Here is a 23,915-nt window from a genome sequence, read left to right on the forward strand (position 1 = left end):
AAGTGAAAGCAAGGAAAGGATAGCCTGGCTGGCGCCTTTTGTGGCGCCAGCAGGGAATTACTGGAAGCGATTCGCTTTGTCGCGGGCCAGACGTTCCAGCGCAAAGATCACTTGCTGTAGCTGGCGTTCCTGTACGGGCTCAATGGCGGTGAAACGGAAGCTGAGGCGTGGGGTTGTGCGGGTTTCATTCTTGCTGGTGACCGTGCTGCGTTCGCCAATATGCAGCAGCTGTGCGGTGACCTCAAAATGACCGTATTCGCCCAATTCCACGCGCAGGTTCTTAAAGGTATCACCCCGATTCAGGCCCTCGGGCAAGCTGTCATCGAGCAATACGCCCGCGCCACCGAGAGAGAGATCCTGTAAACGGAAACGCGCTTTGCTACCATCCGGCCACTGCGTATGGCAGTAAAACACCGGTTCCATCGGAGCTGAAACACGGAAAAATTCACGACGCTGAATCTGCCACAGTAGCTCAGGCAGCGGGGCAGCGAAAGCGGGTAAGCCTTCAAACTCGGTGCGCTCCAGTTTGATCAAGCCGAATTCCACTTTAGCACCCTGGGTTTCTGCAGCGATATTCACTTCACCGCCCTGCAGCGCTAAATCGTTATCCAGTGCATTACTGCCGAGATCGAAGATCACGCGATCCTCATCGGCATCCAGCATGCGGCTGATAAATTGACCGCGCGAAAAACTGACCATTAATGGGGTCTGGAAACGTAACAAATCCTTCATTACGTTTAAAACAGCAAGGGTGCCTCGTTTGAGATATTGTTCGTTATCGGCGTCTTTCACATCCTGCTCCACTTATCCGATTGTTATTATCACGGCTGACACGGCTATCGAACTATTATCGACGGCCTGACAAAAAGCTTTAGCCTGCTAACTATTATTTTACAGTGATGTTCATCAAGCAAAGTAAAAATATCCGGCTATACTAATCGCAGTGAACACCTTGATTCATAACGTAAGGAGCAGTAAATGGGTATTCTTTCATGGATTATTTTTGGTTTGATTGCCGGGATCATCGCTAAATGGATCATGCCAGGTAAAGATGGCGGCGGATTCATCATCACTGTGGTATTAGGGGTTGTCGGCGCGGTGGTTGGCGGCTGGATCAGTACCCTGTTTGGCTTCGGCAAGGTTGACGGTTTCAACTTTGGCAGCTTCGTGGTGGCGGTGATTGGTGCCATCGTGGTGCTGTGGATCTACCGTAAAGTGCGTACCTAGCAGTACACCCTGATTTAATGAGATCCGCATCCCCAACGGGATGCGGATTTTTTTATGGCGGTTAGAAATCGTAACCCACGGTAGCGGTAATGGTCCGCTCCGCACCGCGATAGCAGTAACCGGTGCCATAGCAGGCGGCGAGATACTTTTTGTCGGTCAGGTTATTGGCATTCACCTGCAGCCATGCCCCTTTCAACTGTGAATCCCACGCACCGAGATCGGCACGTACGGAAGCATCAAACAGCGTCACTGACGGCAAACGTGTGGTGTTTTCATTATCAGCCCACTGCTTACCGATATAACGCACACCCGCGCCCGCGCTCAGGCCGTAATCAAACTGATAGTGACCCCAAAATGACGCCATGCTGTTCGGCGTGACGTATGGCGTGTGGCCATCATTGCCGTCTACCGAATCCTTGTAACGCAGATGGTTGAGGGTATAACCGGCGATTGTGCTGAGGCGCGGCGTCAGCTGGTTGCGTGCTTCCAGCTCAATGCCCTGCGAGTGCACTTTGCCGGAAGGACTGTAAGTGCTGTCCACCACGTTACGGTTCGCCACATCGTTCTGCGTCAAATCATACAGCGCGATGGAGTACATATCGCGCGTGCCCACCGGCTGGTATTTCACACCGGCTTCATACTGCTCGGAAGTGGTCGGCTTCAACTGATTGCCATACGGGTCGGTCAGAGAGGCCGGAGTAATCGCCTGGCTCCAGCTGACGTACGGTGAAATACCGCTGTCGAACGCATACAACAGTGCAGCACGGCCGCTGATGTGGTCATCCTGGCGACGGCTGGTGCCATTATTGGAGACGATACGGTCGTAGCGGCCGGAGAGATCCAGATGCCAGCGGTCGAGTTGCATCTCATCCTGCAAGTAGAGTCCGGTCTGGTAGTAACGGCGGGTTTCCTCACTCCAGCTGTAATCCGGCATGTTGCCAACCGCTTCGCCCGTCCATGGATTCAGGGAACTCGCATAGTCACCGGCTTTGCTTATATCGTTCTTATAACGATGGTACTCGGCACCGAGGATCACACGATGCTGCAGCGCACCAGTGGCAAAATCGGCCTGCAGGCGGTTGTCGTTGGCCCATGCGCTGAGAGAAGAACGTTCACCGGAGAAGTAGCGGGTCAGCAGATCCGGATTGGTGGCATTCCAGCCAATCTGATACACCTGATCGAGATCGACATTGGAGTGGCTATAGCTGGCAGTGGAGTAAACAGACCACACTTCATTGAAGCGGTGCGAGAAGTCGTAGCTGTAGATCTGCTCATGGCGCTTGAACTGATCCAGCGCGCTGTCGCCCTCATAGAATCCGTCACTCAGCTTGCGGCCATTGTGACTGTAGAGCGTGCCTTCAGCGGGTACGGAACCGTGATAACCACCGGACGGATCTTTTTGCAGATAGGCACGCAGTACCAGACTGGTGTCTTCGCTGGGCTGCCACAGCAACTGTGGCGAAATCGCATATTTTTCTTCGCGGGTGTGATCGTATTGCGTGTCGCTGTTACGCGTGATGCCGGTGAGACGGAATGCCCACTGATCGTTAATCGCATTGGTGTAATCAAAGGCGGCGCTGTTGGTGGCGTTGGTGCCGGTCGACAGGCGGAAATGGCCCTCTTCAGCGAACTGCGGCCGCTTGCTGACCTGATTGACCAATCCGCCCGGCACGGTCTGGCCGTAGAGTGCAGAAGAGGGACCTTTGATCACGTCAACGCGATCGAGGAACCAGTTGTCCACCTGCAGGATGTTGAAGCTGCCGCCATCACTCATGATGCGCAAGCCATCCAGGAAGGTGTTATCGACATCGCCGCCATGGAAACCGCGCAGGGCAATGGTGTCATAGCGAGTGGCGGCACCGCCGAAGTTAGTGAACACACCCGGCGTGTAGTTCAGTGCCTGATTGAGATCGAGTGCGCCCTGATCTTCCATCTGCTGACGGGTCACCACTGAAATGGACTGCGGAGTGGTGATCAGTGGCTGATCAGTTTTACTCCCACCACTGCGGGTGGCGAGATAGCCTTGCGTCGGTGAGTTGGCGCTCTCTTGCGGTTGCGCGGTGACCACAATGGATTCTTCTGCGAAGGTTGCGGCAGGTAGGGCCAGAGCCAGTGCGCACAGCACGCGGCCACGATTGAGGGTAAAAAGCGTCATCGAAAATCCTTTAACGGGAAGCAGGTAAAAAGCAGCGAAGCACCATCGCCACAAAACTAATGAGAATACGATTAAAATTAAGAGTGAGAATTATTATCTTTAAGTGAGGTGTGTTTCAAGTTGTTAATGTGGGTTCAAGAGATTGTGAGGAAACGAAAAGTAAGGGATGGCATGACAAACAAGCTCAGAGAAGCACTCGATGACATTTACCAACTGACAACAAGCGAAGACGCATTTTCGGTTTTCGACGGGTACTCGCTTATGCCTGAAAAGTCGGCAAAGTGCTACAGGACATCACGAATCATGTGCGGGCATACAAATGAAAATCTCTAAGTCAGAACCGTTAGTGAAATATTTTTTAAGCGAATAAAGCAAAGGTTTATCGAGCGGAGTCTATTAATTGCGCAACAAAACCATATAATAAACGTGGTTTATTATATGGAGCGATTACGGATGGCATTACAGGGAAAGTTTGTTCTTAACGGCGCGGACATTGCGCCACTGACGATTTACGGCGTTGGCACCTTTATGGCGTTCTCCGGGCAACAGGCCTACATGAACAAAGGCGGGTGCGGCCACATCTCGAAGCTGGGCCCGGTTCCTCCGGGCTGCTATTACATCGTGGACAGACCCATCGGAGACTGGAAGAATGTCATCCGTGCTGCGGGGATCGACGTGTATAAATCCATTAAAACCCGTTCAATTATCAATCACTATGAATGGTTTGCGCTATTTCGTGCGGACGGGAGTATTGATGACACGACCTTTATCGAGGGCGTCGAAAGAGGGGGATTCAGGCTGCACCCCGGTAGCATTTCGGAAGGCTGTATTACGCTGGTACACCGCACTGATTTTCTCAGGCTGCGTGAAATCATACTGAATACGGAACAATTTGATATTCCCAACTCTAAATTCAGAGCATACGGAAAAATAGAGGTTATCGCGAATGGCACAAGCTGCCCGTAAGCTTATGGGGTTTGCGATCTTCATTGCCTCATTTATTGCAGTCGTTATCACTGATGGCTACTTCTCACTTGGTGAGCGCGTCATTAGCTGGCAGTACGTTGATGCCGTGGCCGGATGGAGGGGCGTTACGGGCATGGGCGAACAGACCATGATGATATTTGACGAGTTAAATATTTATCTGGACCTGTTACTAGCCGCACCCGTTTATGTCGTCTTCATTACGGCAGTCTGTCTGATGAAAAAACCTGAATTACGAAACATTTTTATGAAGGTGTTTCTGAATAAACTGCTTAAAACCGCCCTGATTATGACCACAGTGATAGCGGCCATTTATCTGATTGGATACATCGCGCCTTAAAAAAGGGGCGTCAGCCCCTTCTGTCATCGCTCATTCCATGAGTCTGAGTGTTGCACGTTCCCGTCACAGTATTTATGAGTGATTTTTTCGTACATAAATGACACCGACTCGCTGTGGTTAACGCCGCCCAGACCAGCGATTTTCGTATTTGGCATTCCTGGGCTGAAAGTGATCACCGTCACGCCTTCGAGGAGCATGTTGTAATACTCCACCTCCTGACCTGCATCGTTGATGCGATACCATTTGAACTCTGCTGACGTGAGCTTCTGGCCCGTTGTCACAGCTTTGAAAAGGTAAGGGCTGGATGAATCAAAATCTTTTTCAAATGAGATAGGCGCATGCTTTCGTTTGCCCGTAATTTTCCCTGTCTGAGCGTCAACCGGGAGCGTGATTGCATGAGAAAAGCCCGCGACTTCAATACTTCCTTCACGGTGCTGTACATCCGCGCTTCCCTTGATTACCGCGCCGCCATCATCTTTAAGCCACAGATAAGCTGGAATTGGCATTTTACATCGTCCTTTTTTGTTTTTCCTTTCAGCAATATACATCAGGGAATATAATTACATACAGTTATTTTGTGGAATTAGAGGTTAATATTGATTACTCACCGAATCTCAAAATATGTTCTGACAAGTGGACAGTGTCGATGGTTTACCGGGGGCAGACGATAAGCTGCTTTATAACGAAATAAGGTGACCGCCAGAGCGGCCACCTTTTGATGGTGGGCAGTTAAACAAATATATTAAGAGGATCGACGGTTAATTATTTCCCTGCACTCAGCGCAGGCATATTCGGGATATCGCGCGCGTTATTACAGGTTTTATCTTTCGGGCAGTATTTATCGAGCAGTTTGAGCGTGACGCCATTGGTCCAGCCGAAGCCGTCCTGCAGCGGGTATTCACCGCCGCCGCCGCCACCTAACTGTGCGCCTTCTACCACGTACTTCTCAACCAGCTTGTGCTCTTTGTCGTAAGTGGCCTGCACGTTCTGCAGGAAGCGCTGACCAATCTCTTGCGCCAGCTTCGGTTGCTTGTAATGTTCCAGACCTTCCACCGCCACCCATTGCAGCGGTGCCCAGCCATTTGGCGCATCCCATTGCTGACCGTTATTAACGGTGGTCGTCACCAAACCGCCGGGTTTCAGCAGCTGTTTTTCTACCGCTTTGGCGGTGCGATCCGCCTGTTTATCACTCGCCACCTGCATATACAGCGGGAACAACGTGGCAGCAGTCAGCTGAGGATGGACTTGCTTCTTCTGCCAGTCGTAGTCGGCATACCAACCCTGTTTCTCGTCCCACAGATAACGATTGATAGCAGCCTGGCGTTTCTCAGCATCTGCCGCGAACTGTTTGGCTTTATCATCCTGATTCGCCAGCTTCGAGGCTTTGGACAGCACATGTTCCAGATGGAACATCAGGCTGTTGAGATCGACCGGTGCCAGCTGGGTAGTGCGGATCGAGGCCAGATTATGCGCATCGGTAAACCAGCGTGAACTGAAATCCCAGCCTGATGCCGCACCCGCGCGCAGTTCGCGATACACCTGCTGTTTATTGCGCTCTGGTGCTTTGTTGGCAGTGTTGACATCGTCGAGCCAGGATTCGGTGCGCGGTGCATCACGTTCGTCCCAGTAGCGGTTGAGTAGGGTGCCATCGCCTAGTTTGATTACGCGCTTGCTGGCCTGACCGGCGGCGACGTTATCGCTATCCGCCATCCAGTAGTCATACTCTTTCTGCAACTGCGGCAGATACTGACGGTAGACGTCATCCCCTTTATGCGTAGCGAGCAGATCCACCATCAGGCTAAAGAACGGTGGCTGTGAGCGGCTGAGATAATAACTGCGGTTGCCGTTCGGGATGTGGCCGTATCTATCCAGTTCGGTGGCGAAGTTGTCCACCATATCCTGCACGCGATCCCAGTGCCCACTCTCCGCCAGACCCAGCATGGTGAAGTAACTGTCCCAGTAATAGACTTCACGGAAACGCCCACCCGGCACCACATAGGGTTTCGGCAGCGGCAACAGGGAATCATACTGGCTGGCGGTCGGCGTGGATCGGGTCAGTACCGGCCACAAGCCGTTGATATGCTCACGCAGGCTCTGACCGGCAGGCGGCACATATTTGTCCTGCTCTTTGGGCAGTGTGAAGTTCGCGTCAACGAAATGCTTCAGGTCGAAATTGCGCTGGCTCTTTTGCATCTGCCAGTCTGCCAGTATCGAGGAAGGATTGTACTTCGGTACCGCGTCGGCAAAGGTTTTCTGGTCCGGATAAAATTTTGCCTGTTGCACGGCATTGAACAGTGGCCCCAGTCGGATATCGGGTGGCTGCGGCTGGCTGCTTAGCATGCGGCTGGTATCTTCAGCATGCGCTACAGAAGCACTTGCCAGCAGCGCCGCGCTGAGTAAGAACGTCAGAGGGGCGGGCGTGAATTTGACATTTTTTATCATCGGTTTTTCTCCTTGTCCGAAAAGGTGGTGCGCTAACACATTGACCACCCAAACAACTTTAGTCGGTAACGCGCTGCTTAGCCGCCTTAAGCCATGGAAATGTGAAGCAGCGGGAATTAATCACGCATGAAATTGCATTAACCCTAAGGTTTTTACTTGCCCTTAGCCGCTATTTACCTGAGGCTGAAGGAAAAAAAAGGAGAGCTGTATGGAGATTATCTGGTATCACCCGTCGCAAGCCCCCGATCGCTGGCTTGCAGGATTACGTCAGCGTTTACCGCAAGCCAACGTGCGTTTCTGGCAGCCAGGCGATAGCGCACCGGCGGATTACGCCATTGTGCGTTCACCGCCCATCGAGATGCTGGCTGGCAGCTCATTAAAAGGCGTGTTTGCCATGGGCGCGGGCGTGGACGAAATCCTCAGGCAGCTGCACGCTCACCCGGAAATGCTATCCGATGACGTGCCGTTGTTCCGTCTCGAAGACACCGGTATGGCGCGACAGATGCAGGAGTACGCCAACTGGTGTGTGCTGGGCTGGTTCCGCCGTTTTGCCGATTATCGTCAGCAGCAGCAACAGGCAAACTGGCAGCCACTCGACACAGCGGACCGCGCCAACTTCACCATCGGCGTGCTCGGCGCGGGCGTATTAGGCAGTAGCGTGCTCGAAAGTTTGCGTCAGTGGGGTTTCCCGCTGCGCTGCTGGAGCCGCTCGGCTAAGCAGATTGATGGCGTGCAAACCTTCCACGGTCGCGATCAGCTGGATGCGTTTCTCGATGGCACTCAGGTGCTGATCGACCTGCTGCCCACCACGCCGGAAACCACCAACCTGATCGATGAAAAGTTGCTGCGCGTGTTACCGCACGGGGCCTTTTTCCTCAATCTGGCGCGTGGCGCGCATGTGGTGGAAGCCGATCTGCTGGCGGCGCTGAACAGCGGCCAACTGGCGGGCGCGGCGCTAGATGTGTTCCAGACTGAGCCGCTGCCAGCGGATCACCCGCTCTGGTCTCATCCACATGTCACATTGACGCCACATACTGCGGCTATCACGTTGCCCGGCGAGGCGATGGATTTCATTGCCGGTGCCATACTTGCTCTGGAGCAGGGGGATCAACCGGGTGGTTTAGTCGATCGTCAGCGCGGTTATTAATTCATATTGAGTCAGGAGAAGAGGATGTATCCCGTCGATTTGCATATGCACACCGTTGCCAGTACCCACGCTTACAGCACGCTGCATGACTATGTGGTGCAGGCGAAGCAGAATGGCCTGAAGCTGTTTGCCATCACCGATCACGGCCCGGATATGGCGGATGCGCCGCATTACTGGCACTTCGTAAACATGCGCATCTGGCCACGCGTGATTGATGGCGTGGGCGTGTTGCGCGGTATTGAAGCCAACATCAAAAACCAGCAGGGCGAAATTGATTGTAGCGGCCCGATGCTGGATGCACTGGACCTGATCGTGGCCGGTTTCCATGAGCCGGTGTATGCGCCACGTGACAAAGCACATCACACCGAGGCGATGATTGCGGCGATGGCGGGTGGGCTGGTGCACATCATTTCGCATCCGGGCAACCCGAAATTTCCGGTCGATATCCGCGCGATTGCCGAAGCCGCCGCGCATTATGATGTGGCGCTGGAGATCAACAACTCATCCTTTACCCATTCACGTCCGGGCAGTGAGCCGAACTGTCGCGCCATCGCCGAAGCGGTGCGTGATGCAGGCGGGCGTCTGGCGTTTGGCTCAGATTCTCACACCGCGTTTACCCTCGGTCATTTCGAACACTGCATCCGCATCACACGCGAAGTGGATTTTCCCGAGGATCGCGTGTTAAATGTCACGCCGCGCCGCCTGCTCGATTTCCTCGAACAGCGTACCGGTAAGCACATTGCTGAATTTGCGGACTTTTAACTTTTAGCCTCAAGGAATTCTGTTGCATGAATGAGTTTTCCATTCTCTGCCGCGTCATCGGCTCGCTGTTCAACCGCCAGCCACAAGATCCGCTGCTGGTGCCGCTTTTCACCATGTTACGTGAAGGCAAACTGAAGGCTCAGTGGCCGCTGGAGCAGGATGAACTGTTGACGCGTCTGCAGCAGAACAGCGATCCGCAGGCCCTGGCGGCGGATTACAATGCGCTGTTTGTCGGCAGCGAATGCAGCGTACCGCCTTATGCTTCACAGTGGCCAAACGGCCCGCAAGAGGCGGATGTGCGGGCGTTCCTCTCCTCACGCGGCATGCCGTTGAGCGATGCACCAGCCGATCATTTTGGCGTGCTGTTGCTGGCGGCGTCGTGGCTGGAAGATCAGTCTGCGGAAGATGAGTCCGCCGCGCAGCTGGCGCTGTTCGACGACTATCTGATGCCATGGTGCGGCGCGTTCCTCGGCAAAGTCGAAGCGCACGCGACCAGCGCGTTTTACCGCACGCTGGCCGCGCTGAGTCGTGAAGCCATTCAGGCGATGTACGACGAGCTGAACGAAGACGACAGCGAAGAAGCCTGATTACCAGCTGGCTGCGCTACTGCCGAGTTTGACGCCCGGCGTGGCGCAGATCATCGGCGTGCCGGGCAGATACGCAGCGGCACGCAACCTTTCAGCAATCCCCCATGCATTGATCTCAACTGTCGCCAGCGCATCGCCGTGCTGTGCCGTAATGCCATGCTGCGGCTGTTGCGGTGACGCGCCAAACTGTTGCAATAGCCTTGCGGTGCGCGCCAGCGATAAGCGAGCCTGCCAGCCAACATGATTTTCACGACGCTGACGCATCCCTTCCAGCACGGCGGCGGCCATCATATAGCCGGTGGCGTGATCCAGCGCCTGCACCGGCAGCGGTGTTGGTTTAGCGTTACCACTCCAGCTCATGCCCTGTTCGGCGATGCCACATCCCATCTGCACCAGACTGTCAAAGCCACGCCGATTGCGCCACGGCCCGCTCCAGCCCCACGCATTCAGGCTCACATCCACCAATCCGGGTGCCAGTTTGCGACGAGACTCTGCATCCAGCCCCAGCTTTTCCAGCGCATCCGCACGATAGCCATGCACCATCACATCGGCGTGTTTGATCAGATCGCGCAGTTGTTTAAGTCCCGCTTTGGATTTGAGATCGAGCCGGGCACAGCGTTTGCCGCAGGTGATCTCCTCTTCCAGCGTCGGCTCTTCCCAGCCGTAAGGATCGATACGCAGCACCTGCGCGCCGAGGCTGGCGAGAAAACGCGTGGCGACCGGCCCGGCGATAATGCGCGTCAGGTCCAGCACGCGCACGCCGAGCAAGGGACGTGCCGTCGGCAGCTGCCAGCCAGGCGTGGGCGCATCCCCCGTGGCCTGTTGGGCGATCAGTGCTTCACTGCTGACGGCCACGCCTTGAGGATGCTGTAGCCACTGCTGCTCACTGCGCATTTGCGCGGCACAACCGCCTGCCTCAATCACGGCCTGCTCCAGCGCTTCCGCTTGCCAGTGCGCAACTCCTTTTGCCAGCGCGGCGCGGTCGGCCTGTTGGCCCAGCACCCGCTCCATCGCGGCTCGGTGATGCGGGGCGTTGGTGTGCAGACGGATCCAGCCATCGGCGGTGGCGTAATCGCCAGCAAAAGGATCCCAAAGTGCGGCAGGAGGACGATTTAACGGCGTGAGGCTATGTTGAAACCAGCGAGAGGCGATCCGGACATTGACGCTGACCGGGGCTGATTGCCTGAGCAAATCGCTCAGCGCCTGGCTTGCCAACCCGATGCTGGTGGCGGCCAGTTCACTGACGGCAAACGCGGAAGAAAAGGTATCGGGCTGGAGAAAGCTGAGCGCGGGAAGGGGTTCCGCGCCACACAATCCTTGCCACAGTTGCTGCCATAGCGCGGCAGCAGATTGAGTATCCATATTGAGTCTCCGGAAAACGCGCGAGACTCAAGCATAGCAGAGAGAATTTAACGGCGGCGCAGGCGAGGAAAGCGCGCGTGCATGCGCAGATTACGCAGGTTGATCACCGCAATAGCTGTACCAAGCACCACCAGAGACGCGCCGAGAATCTTAAAGCTGTTCATGCTATCGCCCAGCACGAATACGCCCATCAAAACGGCCAGCACAGGTGTGAGAAGCGAGTAAGGCATGATTAAGTTGACGTTGTACTTTTTCAGCAGCGAATACCAAAGCGTATAAGCCACGATCGATGAAGCCAGCGCGCTGTACAGAATACCAAACCAGCCGCGCCAGCCCGCGTGGCTCAGGGCATAAAACTGCTGTGATTCGGTAAGCCAGGAAGCGGCACCGACAATCGGCACGGCGAGGAACGAGATCCAGCCGGTAAGCGTCAGTGGTTTAATCGGCGGCGATTTCTTCACAATCATGTTGCTGATGGCCCAGCCAAAGGCGCTGCACAGAAGAATGCACAATACCCACCAGGCCGGAATCGTCGGGCTGCCGGAGAGTACCGCCACACCGCACATAGAGACGCCGATGCCGAACAGTTGCACCAGACGCAGCTTCTCTTTCAGCACCAGCATCGCCAGCAACATGGCAATCGGCGTGCCGAGTTGTACCACAATCGCGCCGGTACCGGCATCGGTGTAGCGCATGCCGACAAACAGCAGCGAGAAGTGCATAAAACCAAAGGTGAAGGCCAGTGTGAGCAGCCACGGCAGCTGTTCGCGCGTGATGCGGCAGAACGGCACCAGCACAATCGCCACCACCACAAAACGCATCCAGGTGAGGAACAGCGGCGGAAGTTCCAGCAATCCCCACTTCACTGCCACGTTATTGAAAGCCCAGATGGAGACCACCATCAGAACCATAAAGAAATGCCGCACTGCCACAATGTCATCCTTCACATGAAAGGGGGTAATCACCGGCTAATCATGGCACGAAGCCGTGCATTTCTGTGACATTGTGCAAAAATATTTTTCGTTATGGCATGAGCTTATGCAGGAAAAAAATAAGACAGGTCACTGATTTCCTGTCAAAGTGGATGTCCGAAACCTGACTCCGTTAAGGAATAAATTCGGAATGACACACAGCCGCGCGTTACCCCTTGCTCTGATTCAACTCGAAGTACCGCCACCGCAGGTTGTGGCGCAAATTGGTGAACAACCCGTCTGGTTTATTGATGCGCTGCAACTGCAGCCTGATGACTATGTCATTGTCCGTCCGCACCTTGGCGAAGAGCTGCCGGCGTTTGATCGCGTCAGCGGCGCTATTCTCAGCGGTTCATGGGCGATGGTGACCGATCACGCTGACTGGAGCGAACGCACGGCCGCATGGATTCGTGGTGCACTGGAAGCGGATCTGCCGCTGCTGGGTGTCTGTTACGGTCATCAGCTGATGGCGTATGCGCTGGGCGGCAAAGTGGGGGATAACCCGAACGGCTGGGAGCGTGGCTTGAAAAACCTGACCCACACCGCCAGTGATGATCCCTGGTTAGCGACATTGCCTGGTGAGTTCCAGGCGTGGTTGTCACATCGTCAGTCAGTGATCACACCGCCTTCGCAGGCAAAAGTATTGGCGCATTCCGAGCTGGATGGCTGCCAGATTTTACGTTATTCCCCGCAGGCGCTGTCGGTGCAGTTCCATCCTGAGTTTACCCGCGAAATCATGACCACCTGCTTACCGGCGGGCGTGAGCGATGATGGCGCGCAGGTCGTCGGTGAGGATTGGTCACGAGAGTTGCTACAAAGATTCTGGCAGCAAACGCGGCCGCAGCCGCACGTGCAGGCTCAGGGCGCGTAATGTCGGGTGCAGCGATATACCCACGCGGGCGGCATATTCTTTAGCACCCGCTGGCGCTGCCAGGTGAAGTAACGTGACAGAGTAGGTTGGGTCAATGAGGTGTATTGGAACTGAATAAATACACCGCGTGGGCCCAATACATCGTGCACGGCGCCAAGAATCGCTTCACGCGTTTCCAGCGGCAGCGACAGCAGCGGCAGGCCAGAAAAAATCACATCGTATTCACCAGACAAGTACTCGGCCGAGCAGGCTCGCACCTGCATACGCGGATCGGTCCATTCGCGCAGGTTTGCCACCAGATCAGGGCTGATTTCAAACACATCCAGCTGAGCTTGCGGCGACATTCTGTCCAGAATGTGGCGAGTTAATACACCGTCCCCGGCTCCAAGTTCGGCTATACGCAGGCTGTGATCCCAGTTGGCGGCATCGCACATGGTGCGGCACAGCGCAGCAGAGGAGGGCGTGATGCTGCCCATCTTGCGCGGGTTTCGAATAAATTGCTGAACGAAGTTCGCTTTGGCGCGCATTAACGTCAGGGCTGAAGCCAACATCTCTTTCTCCTGATGAGTATCCTGTTTCATATTGACCAAATTCATTGCGTTTGTTTCGCTTTTCGCTGCATCTGCGCCAAAACTCGGAATTATCCGCAACGAAGCGGGGGAGAAAACGGCGGCATGTGGACCTGATAACGCGTCTGTGAAGTGGCGCAATAGCCCCCGTTATCCTGAAGCGGAAGTACGGCGGGCAAGTGCCTAACGTTTAATCAATGCTGAGACTGGCGTGAGAGATCATCACGCATAAATCTCAAACCCTCATTCCCGGAATTTTCCTTCGGTGCGGTCACAGTTTCCCGCTCTGCGATCTGACAGGCTGACATTGATCGATCAATGTTAATAACAGGTTTCATAGTTGTTATTCGCCACTCTGTCCCGCAAGGAGAAACACCATGCGTTACGCTGCTCCGGGAGAACAAGGTTCTCTCATCACCCTGCAATCGCGTTATGGCAACTTTATCAACGGCGAATTCGTTGCGCCGGTGAACGGTAATTACTTCGTCAACACCACCCCAATCAACGGTTCCACCATCGGCGAGTTCCCGCGTTCGGATAAGGCCGATGTCGATAATGCGGTAGCGGCAGCCCAGGCTGCGGCAGATGCCTGGGGCAAAACCTCCCCGCAGGCGCGTTCACTGGTGCTGCTGAAAATCGCCGATCGCCTGGAAGAGAAACTGGAATATATCGCGGTCAACGAAACCTGGGATAACGGCAAGCCGGTGCGTGAAACTCTGGCCGCTGACCTGCCGCTGGCGGTAGACCACTTCCGCTACTTCGCGGGCTGTGTGCGCGCACAGGAAGGCACAGCAGCGGAAATCGATGAGTTCACCGCTGCTTATCACTTCCACGAACCGCTGGGTGTGGTCGGGCAAATCATCCCGTGGAACTTCCCGCTGCTGATGGCGGCGTGGAAACTGGCCCCGGCGCTCGGAGCGGGTAACTGCGTGGTGTTAAAACCGGCTGAGCAGACGCCGTTGTCGATCACCCTGTTTATGGAAGTGATCAAAGATCTGGTGCCACCGGGTGTCATCAACGTGGTGCACGGTTACGGTAAAGAAGCCGGTGAAGCGCTGGCGTCACATCCGGGCATCGCCAAAATCGCCTTTACCGGCTCCACCGCCACCGGTGGGCACATTCTTGAACTGGCGGCGAAAAGCCTGATTCCGTCTACCGTTGAGCTGGGCGGTAAATCGCCGAACATCTTCTTTGAAGACATCATGGATGCGGAAGAGAGCTTTATCGAAAAAGCAGCAGAAGGCGTAGTGCTCGGCTTCCTTAATCAGGGTGAAGTCTGTACCTGTCCGTCACGCGCGTTGGTGCAGGAGTCGATCTTTGAGCCGTTTATGGCGGCGGTGATGAAACGCATCAAAACCATCAAACGCGGCGATCCACTTGACACCGAAACCATGATTGGCGCGCAGGCGTCACAGCAGCAGTTCGATAAAATCCTCTCTTATCTGGAAATCGCGCAGAAAGAGGGCGCACAGGTGCTGCACGGCGGCGGTGTAGAGAAAATTGGTGAAGCCTTCGATAGCGGCTACTACATCCAGCCAACGCTGTTGAAAGGTGACAACAGTATGCGCGTGTTCCAGGAGGAGATCTTTGGGCCGGTGGTCGGTGTGCTGACCTTCAAAGATGAAGCGGAAGCCCTCGCCATTGCCAATGACTCGATCTACGGTTTGGGTGCTGGCGTCTGGACTCGCGACATTAACCGCGCCTATCGTATGGGACGCGCGATTAAAGCCGGTCGCGTCTGGACCAACTGCTATCACCTCTATCCCGCACATGCGGCGTTTGGTGGTTACAAGAAATCCGGTATCGGTCGCGAGACCCATAAAATGATGCTCGATCATTACCAGCAAACCAAAAACCTGTTGGTAAGCTACAGCACGCAACCGCTCGGTTTCTTCTAAACGCAGCGCTCAGGCAGCGGGTCACACCGCTGCCTTTTTTCCGCCATGCCTCATTCGGACTAATCCTGCTGGGTTTCACATCTACGCTATAAGGGCTGCTCACGACTCCCTTATTCAGGATGGTAAACCATGCGTATTCCGGCAACGCTGTCTGTCTGCCTGCTTTCCCTCTCTTTCGGTGCTTCGGCGATTCCGAGTGCCATTCCAACCGGCGTCACCTATTACGATCCCGCGCGTGCATGGAACGGATATGTGGTGATCCCCGGCAGCGATAACCAAACGCACTTAATTGATATGACCGGGCAGGAAGTGCATCGCTGGGCCTATGAAGGATTCCCGAGCTGGCCGATTCCCACCGATCGAGTGAATGGTCAGCGTGGCCATCTGTTGGTACAGCTGGAGCGTCAGAAAGATCTCGATAAAGAAGCCAGTCCCGGCAATGGCATGGTCAATGCCAGCGTGGCGGAGGTGGACTGGAACGGTGCGGTGCAGTGGCAATACGGCAGTCAGCAGCAGCCGGTGCATCAGCACCATGAAATCCAGCGTCTGGCGGATGGCAACACGCTGGTACTGGGTGCGGCACTACGCCAGCTGCCCGGCTACAACTATCGCATTATCGATAACACGCTGGAGGAAGTGTCGCCGCAGGGAGAGAAGCTGTGGAGCTGGTCAGTGGCCGATCACCTCAACGAGCTTGGCTTTTCTGACGCACAGCTGGCGATGATCCGTGATAGCCAGGATGCTGACTTTTTGCATATGAACACGGCAGCTCCGCTGGGCCCGAACCCGTGGTTTGATAAGGGCGATCAGCGTTTTGCCCCGGACAACATCCTGTTTAACTCACGCAACGGTAACGTGGCCGTGATCGTCGATCGGCAGACCGGGAAAGTAGTGTGGCGCATTGGGCCAGATTATCCAGCACTCAAGCTGGATACGCCGCTACCGCGTCCATTGGATCAGCTGATTGGCGAACATGATGTGCACATGATCGGACCGGGCTTGCCGGGTGCTGGCAATATTCTGATTTTTGACAATCAGGGCAATGCCGGTTTCCCACCATCACGTCAGGGATTCTTCTCTGCCTCACGCGTCATTGAAGTGAATCCGCAAACCAAACAGATCGTCTGGGAGTACACCGGCGAGAAATCGGGACAAGCGATCTCCACCTTTTACAGTGCCTACATCAGCAACGCGCAGCGCCTGCCGAATGGCAACACGCTGATTAACGAAGGGCAGAGCGGCCGACTGTTCCAGGTGACACCGCAGGGCGCGATTGTCTGGGAGTACGTCAGCCCGTATTACGGCAAAGCGATGCCGCGTGACCACTACATAGGTAATACGGTGTATCGCGCTTACATGGTGGATTATCGCTGGGCACCAGAAAATACCCCGCACAGTGAAAAAGCGGTGACGGCCGATTGCATCCGCTATCCGGCGTTACCGGGTTGCCCGGCGCTGACAGCATCGCAGTAAGAAATGTGCGTTACTTCTTTAATCTGACTGTCATTTAGCCATGCCAGAGTGCCTGCATCACGAAAGCAGAATATTCCGCTACATTTGAGCCGGGTCTTGTCGATATAAGAGTGTAGGGAAAGTAAAGTCGCGCACCATTTTAAGGAAAAAACATGAACACATTGCACAAGTTTCAGGAACAGCACGACGACGTGCTGGATGCCGATGATCAGCACATCATCACGGTGAATCTGCCAGGCCGTCAGGCGATTTACGTGATTGGTCAAAACGATGATGATGCCGATATGCTGTTAGACGTACAACTCGGTGCGATGTAAGCATCGCGCAGTGCTCAACCCATAAAAAAATCCGCAGCCCTTTAGCCGCGGATTTTTTAGTTTTAGCACTGCTTAACAGCTTACTTCACGCAGGCAGAGCACTGATTGTGGATCTGCTGGAAGAAGTCATTCCCTTTGTCATCTACCAGAATAAACGCCGGGAAGTTTTCCACTTCAATCTTCCAGATCGCTTCCATTCCCAGTTCCGCGTACTCCACGCACTCCAGACTCTTAATACTTTGCTGCGCCAGCACTGCTGCCGGGCCGCCAATGCTGCCGAGGTAGAAGCCGCCGTGTTTGTGGCAGGCGTCGGTGACTTGCTTGCTACGGTTGCCTTTCGCCAGCATCACCATGCTGCCGCCGTTCTCCTGCAGCAGGTCAACGTAGGAGTCCATACGACCCGCCGTAGTTGGGCCGAGTGAACCGGACGCGTAACCTTCCGGCGTTTTGGCCGGACCCGCGTAATACACCGGGTGATCTTTGATGTACTGCGGCAGGCCTTCACCGTTATCAATACGCTCTTTCAACTTGGCGTGGGCAATATCACGCGCCACGATGATGGTGCCGTTCAGCGACAGGCGGGTCGACACCGGATAGGCCGACAACAGCGCCAGAATTTCACTCATTGGCTGGTTAAGATCGACATTCACCACTTCGCCTTCGCCCTGCTGGCGCAGTTCTTCCGGGATATAGCGGCCTGGATTGTCTTCCATCTTCTCAATCCAGATCCCTTCGCGGTTGATCTTGGCTTTGATGTTGCGGTCAGCCGAGCACGACACACCCATGCCGACTGGGCAAGACGCGCCATGACGCGGCAGACGCACCACGCGAATATCGTGAGCGAAATATTTACCGCCGAACTGTGCGCCGAGGCCCAGCTCTTGTGAGGCTTTCAACAGCTCTTGCTCCAGCGCCACGTCGCGGAATGCCTGGCCGTGTTCATTGCCTTCGGTGGGCAGCGAATCATAGTAATGCGTTGAGGCCAGCTTCACGGTTTTCAGCGTGCTCTCTGCTGAGGTGCCGCCAATCACAAACGCGATATGGTACGGCGGGCAGGCGGCGGTGCCGAGCGACATCATTTTATCGACCAGGTAATTTTTGAGCTTGGCCGGTGTGATCAGCGCTTTGGTTTCCTGATACAGGTAAGTTTTGTTGGCGGAACCGCCACCTTTAGCGATGCACAGGAATTTGTACTCGTCGCCATCCACGCTATAGAGATCGATCTGCGCCGGCAGGTTGGTGCCAGTGTTGACCTCTTTGTACATATCCAGCGCGGCGTTCTGTGAGTAACGCAGGTTGTCTTCGATAAAGGTGTTGTAGACACCTTGCGACAGTGCGGCTTCATCGCCACCGCCGGTCCAGACGCGCTGGCCTTTCTTGCCCATGATGATGGCCGTGCCGGTGTCCTGGCAGGTCGGCAGCACGCCTTTCGCGGCGATTTCCGAGTTACGCAGGAACTGCAGGGCAACGTACTTGTCGTTTTTACTGGCTTCGTCATCCGCCAGAATCGCGGCAACCTGTGCCTGATGCGAGGCGCGCAGCATAAAGGAGGCGTCATGGAACGCTTGCTTAGCCAGCAGCGTCAGCGCTTTCGGATCAACTTTCAGGACCTCTTCGCCATCGAAGTTCGCTACTGAAACGTAATCGCTGCTCAGCAGATAGTATTCGGTATCATCTTTGGCGAGAGGAAAGGGATTCTGATAATAGAAGGGTTTGTTCGACATGTTGGCTCACTTAGCTTCGTGTCATCTGTCAGGGTGGCAGGTGACAAATTATGCGATCTGTTTTTTGATTTTCTCTCGCCAGCCCTCCACAGGGGCTGACTGGCGAGCATCATAACACTTTCACGGTACTGCGCGGCTCCGTTTTTAACATCGAAGCAACATCATCAGAACATCATCACCATCCATGGATAGGCGATAACCATCAGAGCCACCAGGAACAGACCACCAAAGATGGTGCCGAGGCGCCAGTAATCTTTGGTCGGCAGATAGCCGCTACCGTAGTAAATTGGGCTTGGGCCAGTGCCGTACGGGGTGATAATACCCATCACACCCAGGGACACACACATCATTAAGCAGAACACCGGCATATTGATGCCTGGAATCGAGGCGGCAATGGTCAGCATCGCTGGCAACAGTGCGGTGGTGTGCGCTGTGGTGCTGGCGAACAGGTAGTGCAGTAAGTAGAAGGCAATCAGCAGCACCACCGCAGAAATTTGTGGGTCATAACCCTGCAGCAGTTGTGCGCCTTCTTTACCCAACCAGGCGATAAAGCCAACGCGCGCCAGACCATCGGCCAGAGCTACAAGTGTGGCAAACCACGCGAAGGTGTTCCATGCGGCTTTGTTGCTGGTGATGTCATTCCAGTTCAGTACACCTGTCCACAGCATCAACACGATAACCAACAGGGCAGCCATCGCCGGTTCAATCCATGCCGCAGCGAAGATCCACATCATCAGTGCCGAGACCACAAACACCAGCAGCAGGATTTCATTGCGTGTCAGTTTGCCCAGCTTCGCCAGTTCAGCGGTCGCCCAACGCGGCACTTCGTCATTGACCTTCACTTCTGGCGGATAGAGCCAGTAAGCCAGCAGCGGCATGATGAGAATCAACAGCACGCCCAGCGGCAGGAAGGCGAGGAACCACATGCCCCAGGAAATTTCAAAACCAACGATGCTTTTCACCAGCGCAATCGCCAGCAGGTTTGGAGCCAACGCTGAGAGGAACATTGAACTGGTGATACACGCGGCGGTGATCGCCACCCACATCAGGTAAGAACCAATCTTACGTGCGCTCGGGTCATTCGGTTTTGAACCGTACAGCGGCGGCAGGTTGGCGATGATCGGATAGATGGTACCGCCACTGCGCGCAGTGTTAGAAGGCGTAAACGGTGCCAGTAACAGGTCAGCGAAGGTGATGGCGTAGCCCAGCGTCAGGCTGCGACGACCAAGATATTTCACCAGAATCAGCGCCAGGCGGCGACCGAACTGGGTTTTATCGTAGCCGGCGGCGAACATAAAGGCACCGAAGATCAGCCAGACGGTGGAGTTGCCGAAGCCACTCACTGCCCATTTGAACGACTGCGCCGCGGTTTTGAACTTAGGATCTGCCAGTTCGGCCGGGCTAAACAGCACCCACTGGCTGAACAGCGCAATCACCACCACACCCGTCAGGCCGATAACGGCCCCCGGCAGCGGTTCAAAAATCAGTCCCACAATCACGCCAACAAAGATAGCGAAGAAGTGCCATGCGTAAGGTTCCAGCCCGGCAGGGGTAGGGACCAGCAGCAACAGCACCGCCACAATGATCGGCAGGCACAACATAATCAGGCGATTCTTTTTCCCCGGCGCCGCAGGAGGCACTACGGGGGAGGCACTCTGGGTTGTTTGTGTGTTCATAGTTTTGTCTGCAAGTTAGGAAGAATGCGATTGATTGTCACGGACACACTGTTCTTTTGGTTTCAACAGGCGTGCAGCAGATGAGTCGTGACAATTTAAATTTTGCTCTTTAATGAATCTTTGCTTTGCAAATTTGATACGCGAATTATCTATTGATTGCAGCTGTGATGCGATTAATTAAAATATCTCTTTTGATCTAGATCAATAAAAAATATGCACTGTTTTTTAATTTTTATCTTTTGCTTTTTATTTAACTTTCTGTCTGCTGTGGATTAAACGCTACAAACAACCGAAACGCGGAAAATCGAGCAAAATGAGGCGGGGTAGTAAGTTTTATCTTTATGATAGTACTGCATTTGTTTTAAATGTAAGGAAAAAGTTGATTTTTGTCAAGTCTTGGTTAAAACTTAGCGGAGCGCTAATTCCAGCAATGAGCATTAAATATCATTTCCAAACGTAAAACTTATATAACTAACAATCTGGGTTATGTAACTAAATAAAATGGTATATTTGCGCCATGATATCGGACCACTTAAATAATTATAAACCGCTCCGAACCGCCAAAGAATTGAATACACAATTTCTTAATTCTGGAGTTGCTCATTATGAATAAGCTCACCCCGATCCTTAACCCGCTTACGCTACCGAAAGGTGCGGTGCTCAAAAACCGTCTGGTGATGGCACCGATGACCACCTGTACCGGCTATTTTGACGGCGGCGTCACCAGTGATCTTGTCGAGTATTACCGCGTACGTGCTGGCAGCATCGGTACGGTGATTGTTGAATGCTGCTTTATCGATAACCGTGGCCCGGCTTTCCCTGGCGCGTTGGGTATCGACAGCGACAACAAAATTGCCGGCCTGGCGAAAATTGCGCATGCGATCAAATCCGAAGGCTCAAAAGCCATTCTGCAGATCTACCACGGTGGCCGTATGGTGGAACCGGCGCTGATTGGCGGTAAAACGCCGGTCGCACCGAGCGCCATTGCCGCACCGCGTGAAGGTGCCACCAAACCGCAGGCGCTGACCGCAGAAGAAGTGGATGTGATGATCACCAAGTTTGGTGACGCCGTGAACCGTGCGATCAAAGCCGGTTTCGATGGCGTTGAGATCCACGGCGCGAACACCTATCTGATCCAGCAGTTCTACTCACCTAACTCCAACCAGCGCGATGACAAATGGGGCGGCAGCCGCGACAACCGCGCACGCTTCCCAATGGAAGTGCTGGAGATCACCCATAAAATGGCCGATCGCTTTGCGGCGGCAGACTTCATCATCGGCTATCGCTTCTCACCGGAAGAGCTGGAAGTTCCCGGCATCCGTTGGGACGACACGATGTATCTGCTGGAAAAACTGGCGGCGCGCGGTCTGGATTACGTGCACTTCTCCGTCGGCCAGCTGCTGCGTCCATCGATTATCGACACTAAAGATCCAACGCCACTGATCACTAAATATCTGGCGGAGCGCTCGGCGACCCTGGCGAAAGTGCCGGTGATTGGCGTCGGCGGCGTGGTCAATAAAGAAGATGCCGAGAACGCGCTGGAGCACGGCTTTGATCTGGTGGCGGTGGGTAAAGCCTGCATCGCCTATCCGGACTGGGCCGATCGCATCATCAAAAACGAACACATGGATCTCTACATCGACAGCACCAAACGTGAGGCGCTGACGATTCCAGAACCACTGTGGCGCTTCTCGCTGGTGGATGCGATGATCCGCGACGTCAGCGATGGCCATCGTAAGTACAAAGCCGGTGTTTATCAGGCGAAAGTTGAAGCTGAAGCGCTGAAACTGAAAATCAACGTCACCCTCGATACCGACCGTATCACTGATATCTCACTGGTGCCGGATCCGAGTCTGGACGTCGACTTCACCAGCACCTTTGAAAGCCTGCGTGAACGCATTCTGGTCGCCAACAGCCCACACGTGGATGCCATCACTGGCGCGACCACGCAGAGTGAGGCGCTGAAAAAAGCGGTATCACGCGCGCTGACCACCTCCAGCAAAGAGTATGTGATTGACGAAGGCGGTAACCCGAACGCGCCTGTTAACTACGACGTGGTGGTGATCGGCACCGGCGGTGCCGGTCTGGCGGCGGCGATTCAGGCGCATGACGACGGCGCTCGCGTGGTGATTATCGAGAAGATGCCGACCATCGGCGGTAACACCATCAAAGCCTCGGTGGGCATGAACGCGGCCGAAACGCGCTATCAGAAACTGAAAGGTATCGAAGACAGCAAAGAGCTGTTCTACGAAGAGACGCTGAAGGGCGGTAAATTCAAAAATAACCCGGTGCTGCTGCGCGAGTTTGTTGAGCAGGCGCCAGAAGCGATTGAGTGGCTGGCGGCGAAAGAGATTGAGCTGTGCGACATCACCATCACCGGTGGTATGAGCATTGACCGTACGCACCGTCCCGAAGACCGGTCTGCGGTGGGTGGCTTCCTGATTAGCGGCCTGGTGAAGAACGTTAACCAGCGTGAGATTGAAGTGCTGTTGGAGACCTCAGTGGCAGAAATCCTGGTGGAAAACGGTGCTGTTACCGGCGTGAAAGTGGTGGATGAGTACAACGACAGCCGCATTCTCAATGCAAAAAGCGTGATTGTTGCCACCGGTGGTTTCAGTGCTAACCGTGAGATGGTGGTGAAATACCGCCCTGAGCTGGATGGCTTCGTGACCACCAACCACAAAGGTGCCACCGGCAGCGGTATCGCCATGTTGCAGCACATCGGTGCGGATACCGTAGACATGGGCGAGATCCAGATTCACCCAACGGTTGAGCAGACCACTTCTTACCTGATCTCTGAGGCGATGCGCGGCGGTGGGGCGATTCTGGTGAGTCAGGCCGGTCATCGTTTCTACAATGAGATGGAAACCCGTGACAAAGTTTCTGCTGAGATCATCGCACTACCTGAGAAAAGCGCCTGGATCGTGTTTGATGAGCAGGTGCGTGCCAACAACAAAGCGGCTGACGAGTATATCGCCAAAGGCTTTGTGATCAGCGCGCCAACGCCGCACGAACTGGCGGTGAAACTCAACATGGATCAGGAAGCGCTGCAGACCACTCTGGGCCGTTACAACGAGTTTGTGATTAACCAGAAAGATGAAGACTTCGGTCGTACCACGGCGCTGCGTCATCCGCTGAATCAGGGTCCTTACTTCGCGATCCGTATCGCCCCGGGCGTGCACCACACTATGGGCGGCGTCACCATCAACACTGATACCGCAGTGCTGGATGCGCAGAAACAGGTGATCCCTGGCGCATGGGCTGCAGGCGAAGTGGTCGGCGGTATACACGGCGCGAACCGCATCGGCGGTAACGCGGTGGCGGATATCATCATCTTCGGTATTAAAGCCGGTCACAATGCGGCTAAACTGGCGTTAGGTAATTAGAGGGCAGGAGGTCACCATCCTGGT

Annotated in this window: 20 protein-coding genes; 11 read left to right on the forward strand and 9 right to left on the reverse strand. The window is 54.6% G+C overall.

Annotated elements, in window-relative coordinates:
- Window positions 1-57 precede the first annotated feature (57 nt).
- A complete protein-coding gene (locus ACXI0A_RS09820) occupies window positions 58-792 on the reverse strand; it encodes a flagellar brake protein (protein WP_224929094.1) in 735 nt (244 codons plus the stop codon).
- Between the two features lie 186 nt (window positions 793-978).
- Between ACXI0A_RS09820 and ACXI0A_RS09825 the strand changes: the two genes are divergently transcribed.
- Window positions 979-1,227 carry a GlsB/YeaQ/YmgE family stress response membrane protein gene (locus ACXI0A_RS09825; RefSeq protein WP_224929091.1) on the forward strand — a complete coding sequence of 83 codons (249 nt, stop codon included), beginning with the start codon at window positions 979-981 and terminating at the stop codon, window positions 1,225-1,227.
- 61 nt (window positions 1,228-1,288) lie between these two features.
- On the opposite strand, the gene ACXI0A_RS09830 is transcribed toward ACXI0A_RS09825, so the two are convergent.
- Entirely contained in the window at window positions 1,289-3,382 is a 2,094-nt protein-coding gene (locus tag ACXI0A_RS09830; RefSeq protein WP_476149135.1) for a TonB-dependent siderophore receptor, read from the reverse strand.
- A 453-nt stretch (window positions 3,383-3,835) separates the two neighbouring features.
- Between ACXI0A_RS09830 and ACXI0A_RS09835 the strand changes: the two genes are divergently transcribed.
- Entirely contained in the window at window positions 3,836-4,348 is a 513-nt protein-coding gene (locus ACXI0A_RS09835) for a tlde1 domain-containing protein (RefSeq protein ID WP_476149133.1), read from the forward strand.
- The gene (locus tag ACXI0A_RS09840) at window positions 4,329-4,706 is read left to right on the forward strand and encodes a hypothetical protein (protein ID WP_476149132.1); all 378 of its coding nucleotides are present in this window, start codon (window positions 4,329-4,331) and stop codon (window positions 4,704-4,706) included. The genes ACXI0A_RS09835 and ACXI0A_RS09840 overlap by 20 nt, the downstream gene beginning before the upstream one ends.
- A gap of 23 nt (window positions 4,707-4,729) precedes the next feature.
- On the opposite strand, the gene ACXI0A_RS09845 is transcribed toward ACXI0A_RS09840, so the two are convergent.
- Both ACXI0A_RS09845 and treA read right to left on the reverse strand, forming a co-directional pair.
- Window positions 4,730-5,212: a type VI secretion system tube protein TssD gene (locus ACXI0A_RS09845; protein ID WP_476149131.1), complete on the reverse strand. Its 483-nt coding sequence runs from the start codon at window positions 5,210-5,212 to the stop codon at window positions 4,730-4,732.
- Between the two features lie 256 nt (window positions 5,213-5,468).
- Window positions 5,469-7,148, reverse strand: a complete 1,680-nt coding sequence (treA, locus tag ACXI0A_RS09850) for an alpha,alpha-trehalase TreA (protein WP_476149130.1) — start codon at window positions 7,146-7,148, stop codon at window positions 5,469-5,471.
- 208 nt (window positions 7,149-7,356) lie between these two features.
- Between treA and ghrA the strand changes: the two genes are divergently transcribed.
- The 3 genes from ghrA to ACXI0A_RS09865 are packed head-to-tail and all read left to right on the forward strand — an operon-like array spanning window position 7,357 to window position 9,644.
- The gene (gene ghrA, locus ACXI0A_RS09855; RefSeq protein WP_476149129.1) at window positions 7,357-8,295 is read left to right on the forward strand and encodes a glyoxylate/hydroxypyruvate reductase GhrA; all 939 of its coding nucleotides are present in this window, start codon (window positions 7,357-7,359) and stop codon (window positions 8,293-8,295) included.
- Between the two features lie 24 nt (window positions 8,296-8,319).
- Window positions 8,320-9,057 (forward strand): phosphatase, encoded by a 738-nt coding sequence (locus ACXI0A_RS09860; protein WP_034821944.1) that lies wholly within the window; start codon window positions 8,320-8,322, stop codon window positions 9,055-9,057.
- A gap of 26 nt (window positions 9,058-9,083) precedes the next feature.
- Window positions 9,084-9,644, forward strand: coding sequence for a molecular chaperone TorD family protein (locus ACXI0A_RS09865; RefSeq protein WP_476149128.1), 561 nt, complete (start codon window positions 9,084-9,086; stop codon window positions 9,642-9,644).
- Here ACXI0A_RS09865 and ACXI0A_RS09870 read toward each other — a convergent pair whose 3' ends face one another.
- Window positions 9,645-11,006 carry a CoA transferase gene (locus ACXI0A_RS09870; protein ID WP_476149126.1) on the reverse strand — a complete coding sequence of 454 codons (1,362 nt, stop codon included), beginning with the start codon at window positions 11,004-11,006 and terminating at the stop codon, window positions 9,645-9,647.
- Between the two features lie 47 nt (window positions 11,007-11,053).
- Complete coding sequence (locus ACXI0A_RS09875) at window positions 11,054-11,938, reverse strand: DMT family transporter (RefSeq protein ID WP_224929074.1); 885 nt, start codon at window positions 11,936-11,938, stop codon at window positions 11,054-11,056.
- A gap of 190 nt (window positions 11,939-12,128) precedes the next feature.
- On the opposite strand from ACXI0A_RS09875, the gene ACXI0A_RS09880 reads away from it, so the two are divergent.
- Complete coding sequence (locus ACXI0A_RS09880; protein WP_476149124.1) at window positions 12,129-12,848, forward strand: glutamine amidotransferase; 720 nt, start codon at window positions 12,129-12,131, stop codon at window positions 12,846-12,848.
- On the opposite strand, the gene ACXI0A_RS09885 is transcribed toward ACXI0A_RS09880, so the two are convergent.
- Window positions 12,836-13,399 (reverse strand): methyltransferase domain-containing protein, encoded by a 564-nt coding sequence (locus ACXI0A_RS09885; RefSeq protein ID WP_476151091.1) that lies wholly within the window; start codon window positions 13,397-13,399, stop codon window positions 12,836-12,838. The genes ACXI0A_RS09880 and ACXI0A_RS09885 overlap by 13 nt on opposite strands.
- 395 nt (window positions 13,400-13,794) lie before the next feature.
- Here ACXI0A_RS09885 and exaC point away from each other — a divergent pair, with 395 nt between their 5' ends.
- The 3 genes from exaC to ACXI0A_RS09900 all read left to right on the forward strand — a co-directional run bounded on the left by exaC (window position 13,795) and on the right by ACXI0A_RS09900 (window position 17,105).
- Window positions 13,795-15,315, forward strand: a complete 1,521-nt coding sequence (exaC, locus tag ACXI0A_RS09890; protein WP_058959688.1) for an acetaldehyde dehydrogenase ExaC — start codon at window positions 13,795-13,797, stop codon at window positions 15,313-15,315.
- Window positions 15,316-15,444: 129 nt separating this feature from the next.
- A complete protein-coding gene (locus ACXI0A_RS09895) occupies window positions 15,445-16,788 on the forward strand; it encodes an aryl-sulfate sulfotransferase (RefSeq protein WP_476149122.1) in 1,344 nt (447 codons plus the stop codon).
- 152 nt (window positions 16,789-16,940) lie between these two features.
- Window positions 16,941-17,105, forward strand: a complete 165-nt coding sequence (locus ACXI0A_RS09900) for a hypothetical protein (RefSeq protein WP_166931753.1) — start codon at window positions 16,941-16,943, stop codon at window positions 17,103-17,105.
- Window positions 17,106-17,185: 80 nt separating this feature from the next.
- On the opposite strand, the gene fumA is transcribed toward ACXI0A_RS09900, so the two are convergent.
- Both fumA and ACXI0A_RS09910 read right to left on the reverse strand, forming a co-directional pair.
- Window positions 17,186-18,829 carry a class I fumarate hydratase FumA gene (gene fumA, locus ACXI0A_RS09905; protein WP_224929061.1) on the reverse strand — a complete coding sequence of 548 codons (1,644 nt, stop codon included), beginning with the start codon at window positions 18,827-18,829 and terminating at the stop codon, window positions 17,186-17,188.
- Between the two features lie 164 nt (window positions 18,830-18,993).
- Complete coding sequence (locus ACXI0A_RS09910) at window positions 18,994-20,505, reverse strand: anion permease (protein ID WP_320442523.1); 1,512 nt, start codon at window positions 20,503-20,505, stop codon at window positions 18,994-18,996.
- A gap of 605 nt (window positions 20,506-21,110) precedes the next feature.
- Between ACXI0A_RS09910 and ACXI0A_RS09915 the strand changes: the two genes are divergently transcribed.
- Window positions 21,111-23,891, forward strand: coding sequence for a flavocytochrome c (locus tag ACXI0A_RS09915; RefSeq protein ID WP_224929058.1), 2,781 nt, complete (start codon window positions 21,111-21,113; stop codon window positions 23,889-23,891).
- The last annotated feature ends 24 nt before the right edge of the window (window positions 23,892-23,915 follow it).

It is taken from the genome of Pantoea sp. C1E2, from assembly GCF_056491465.1.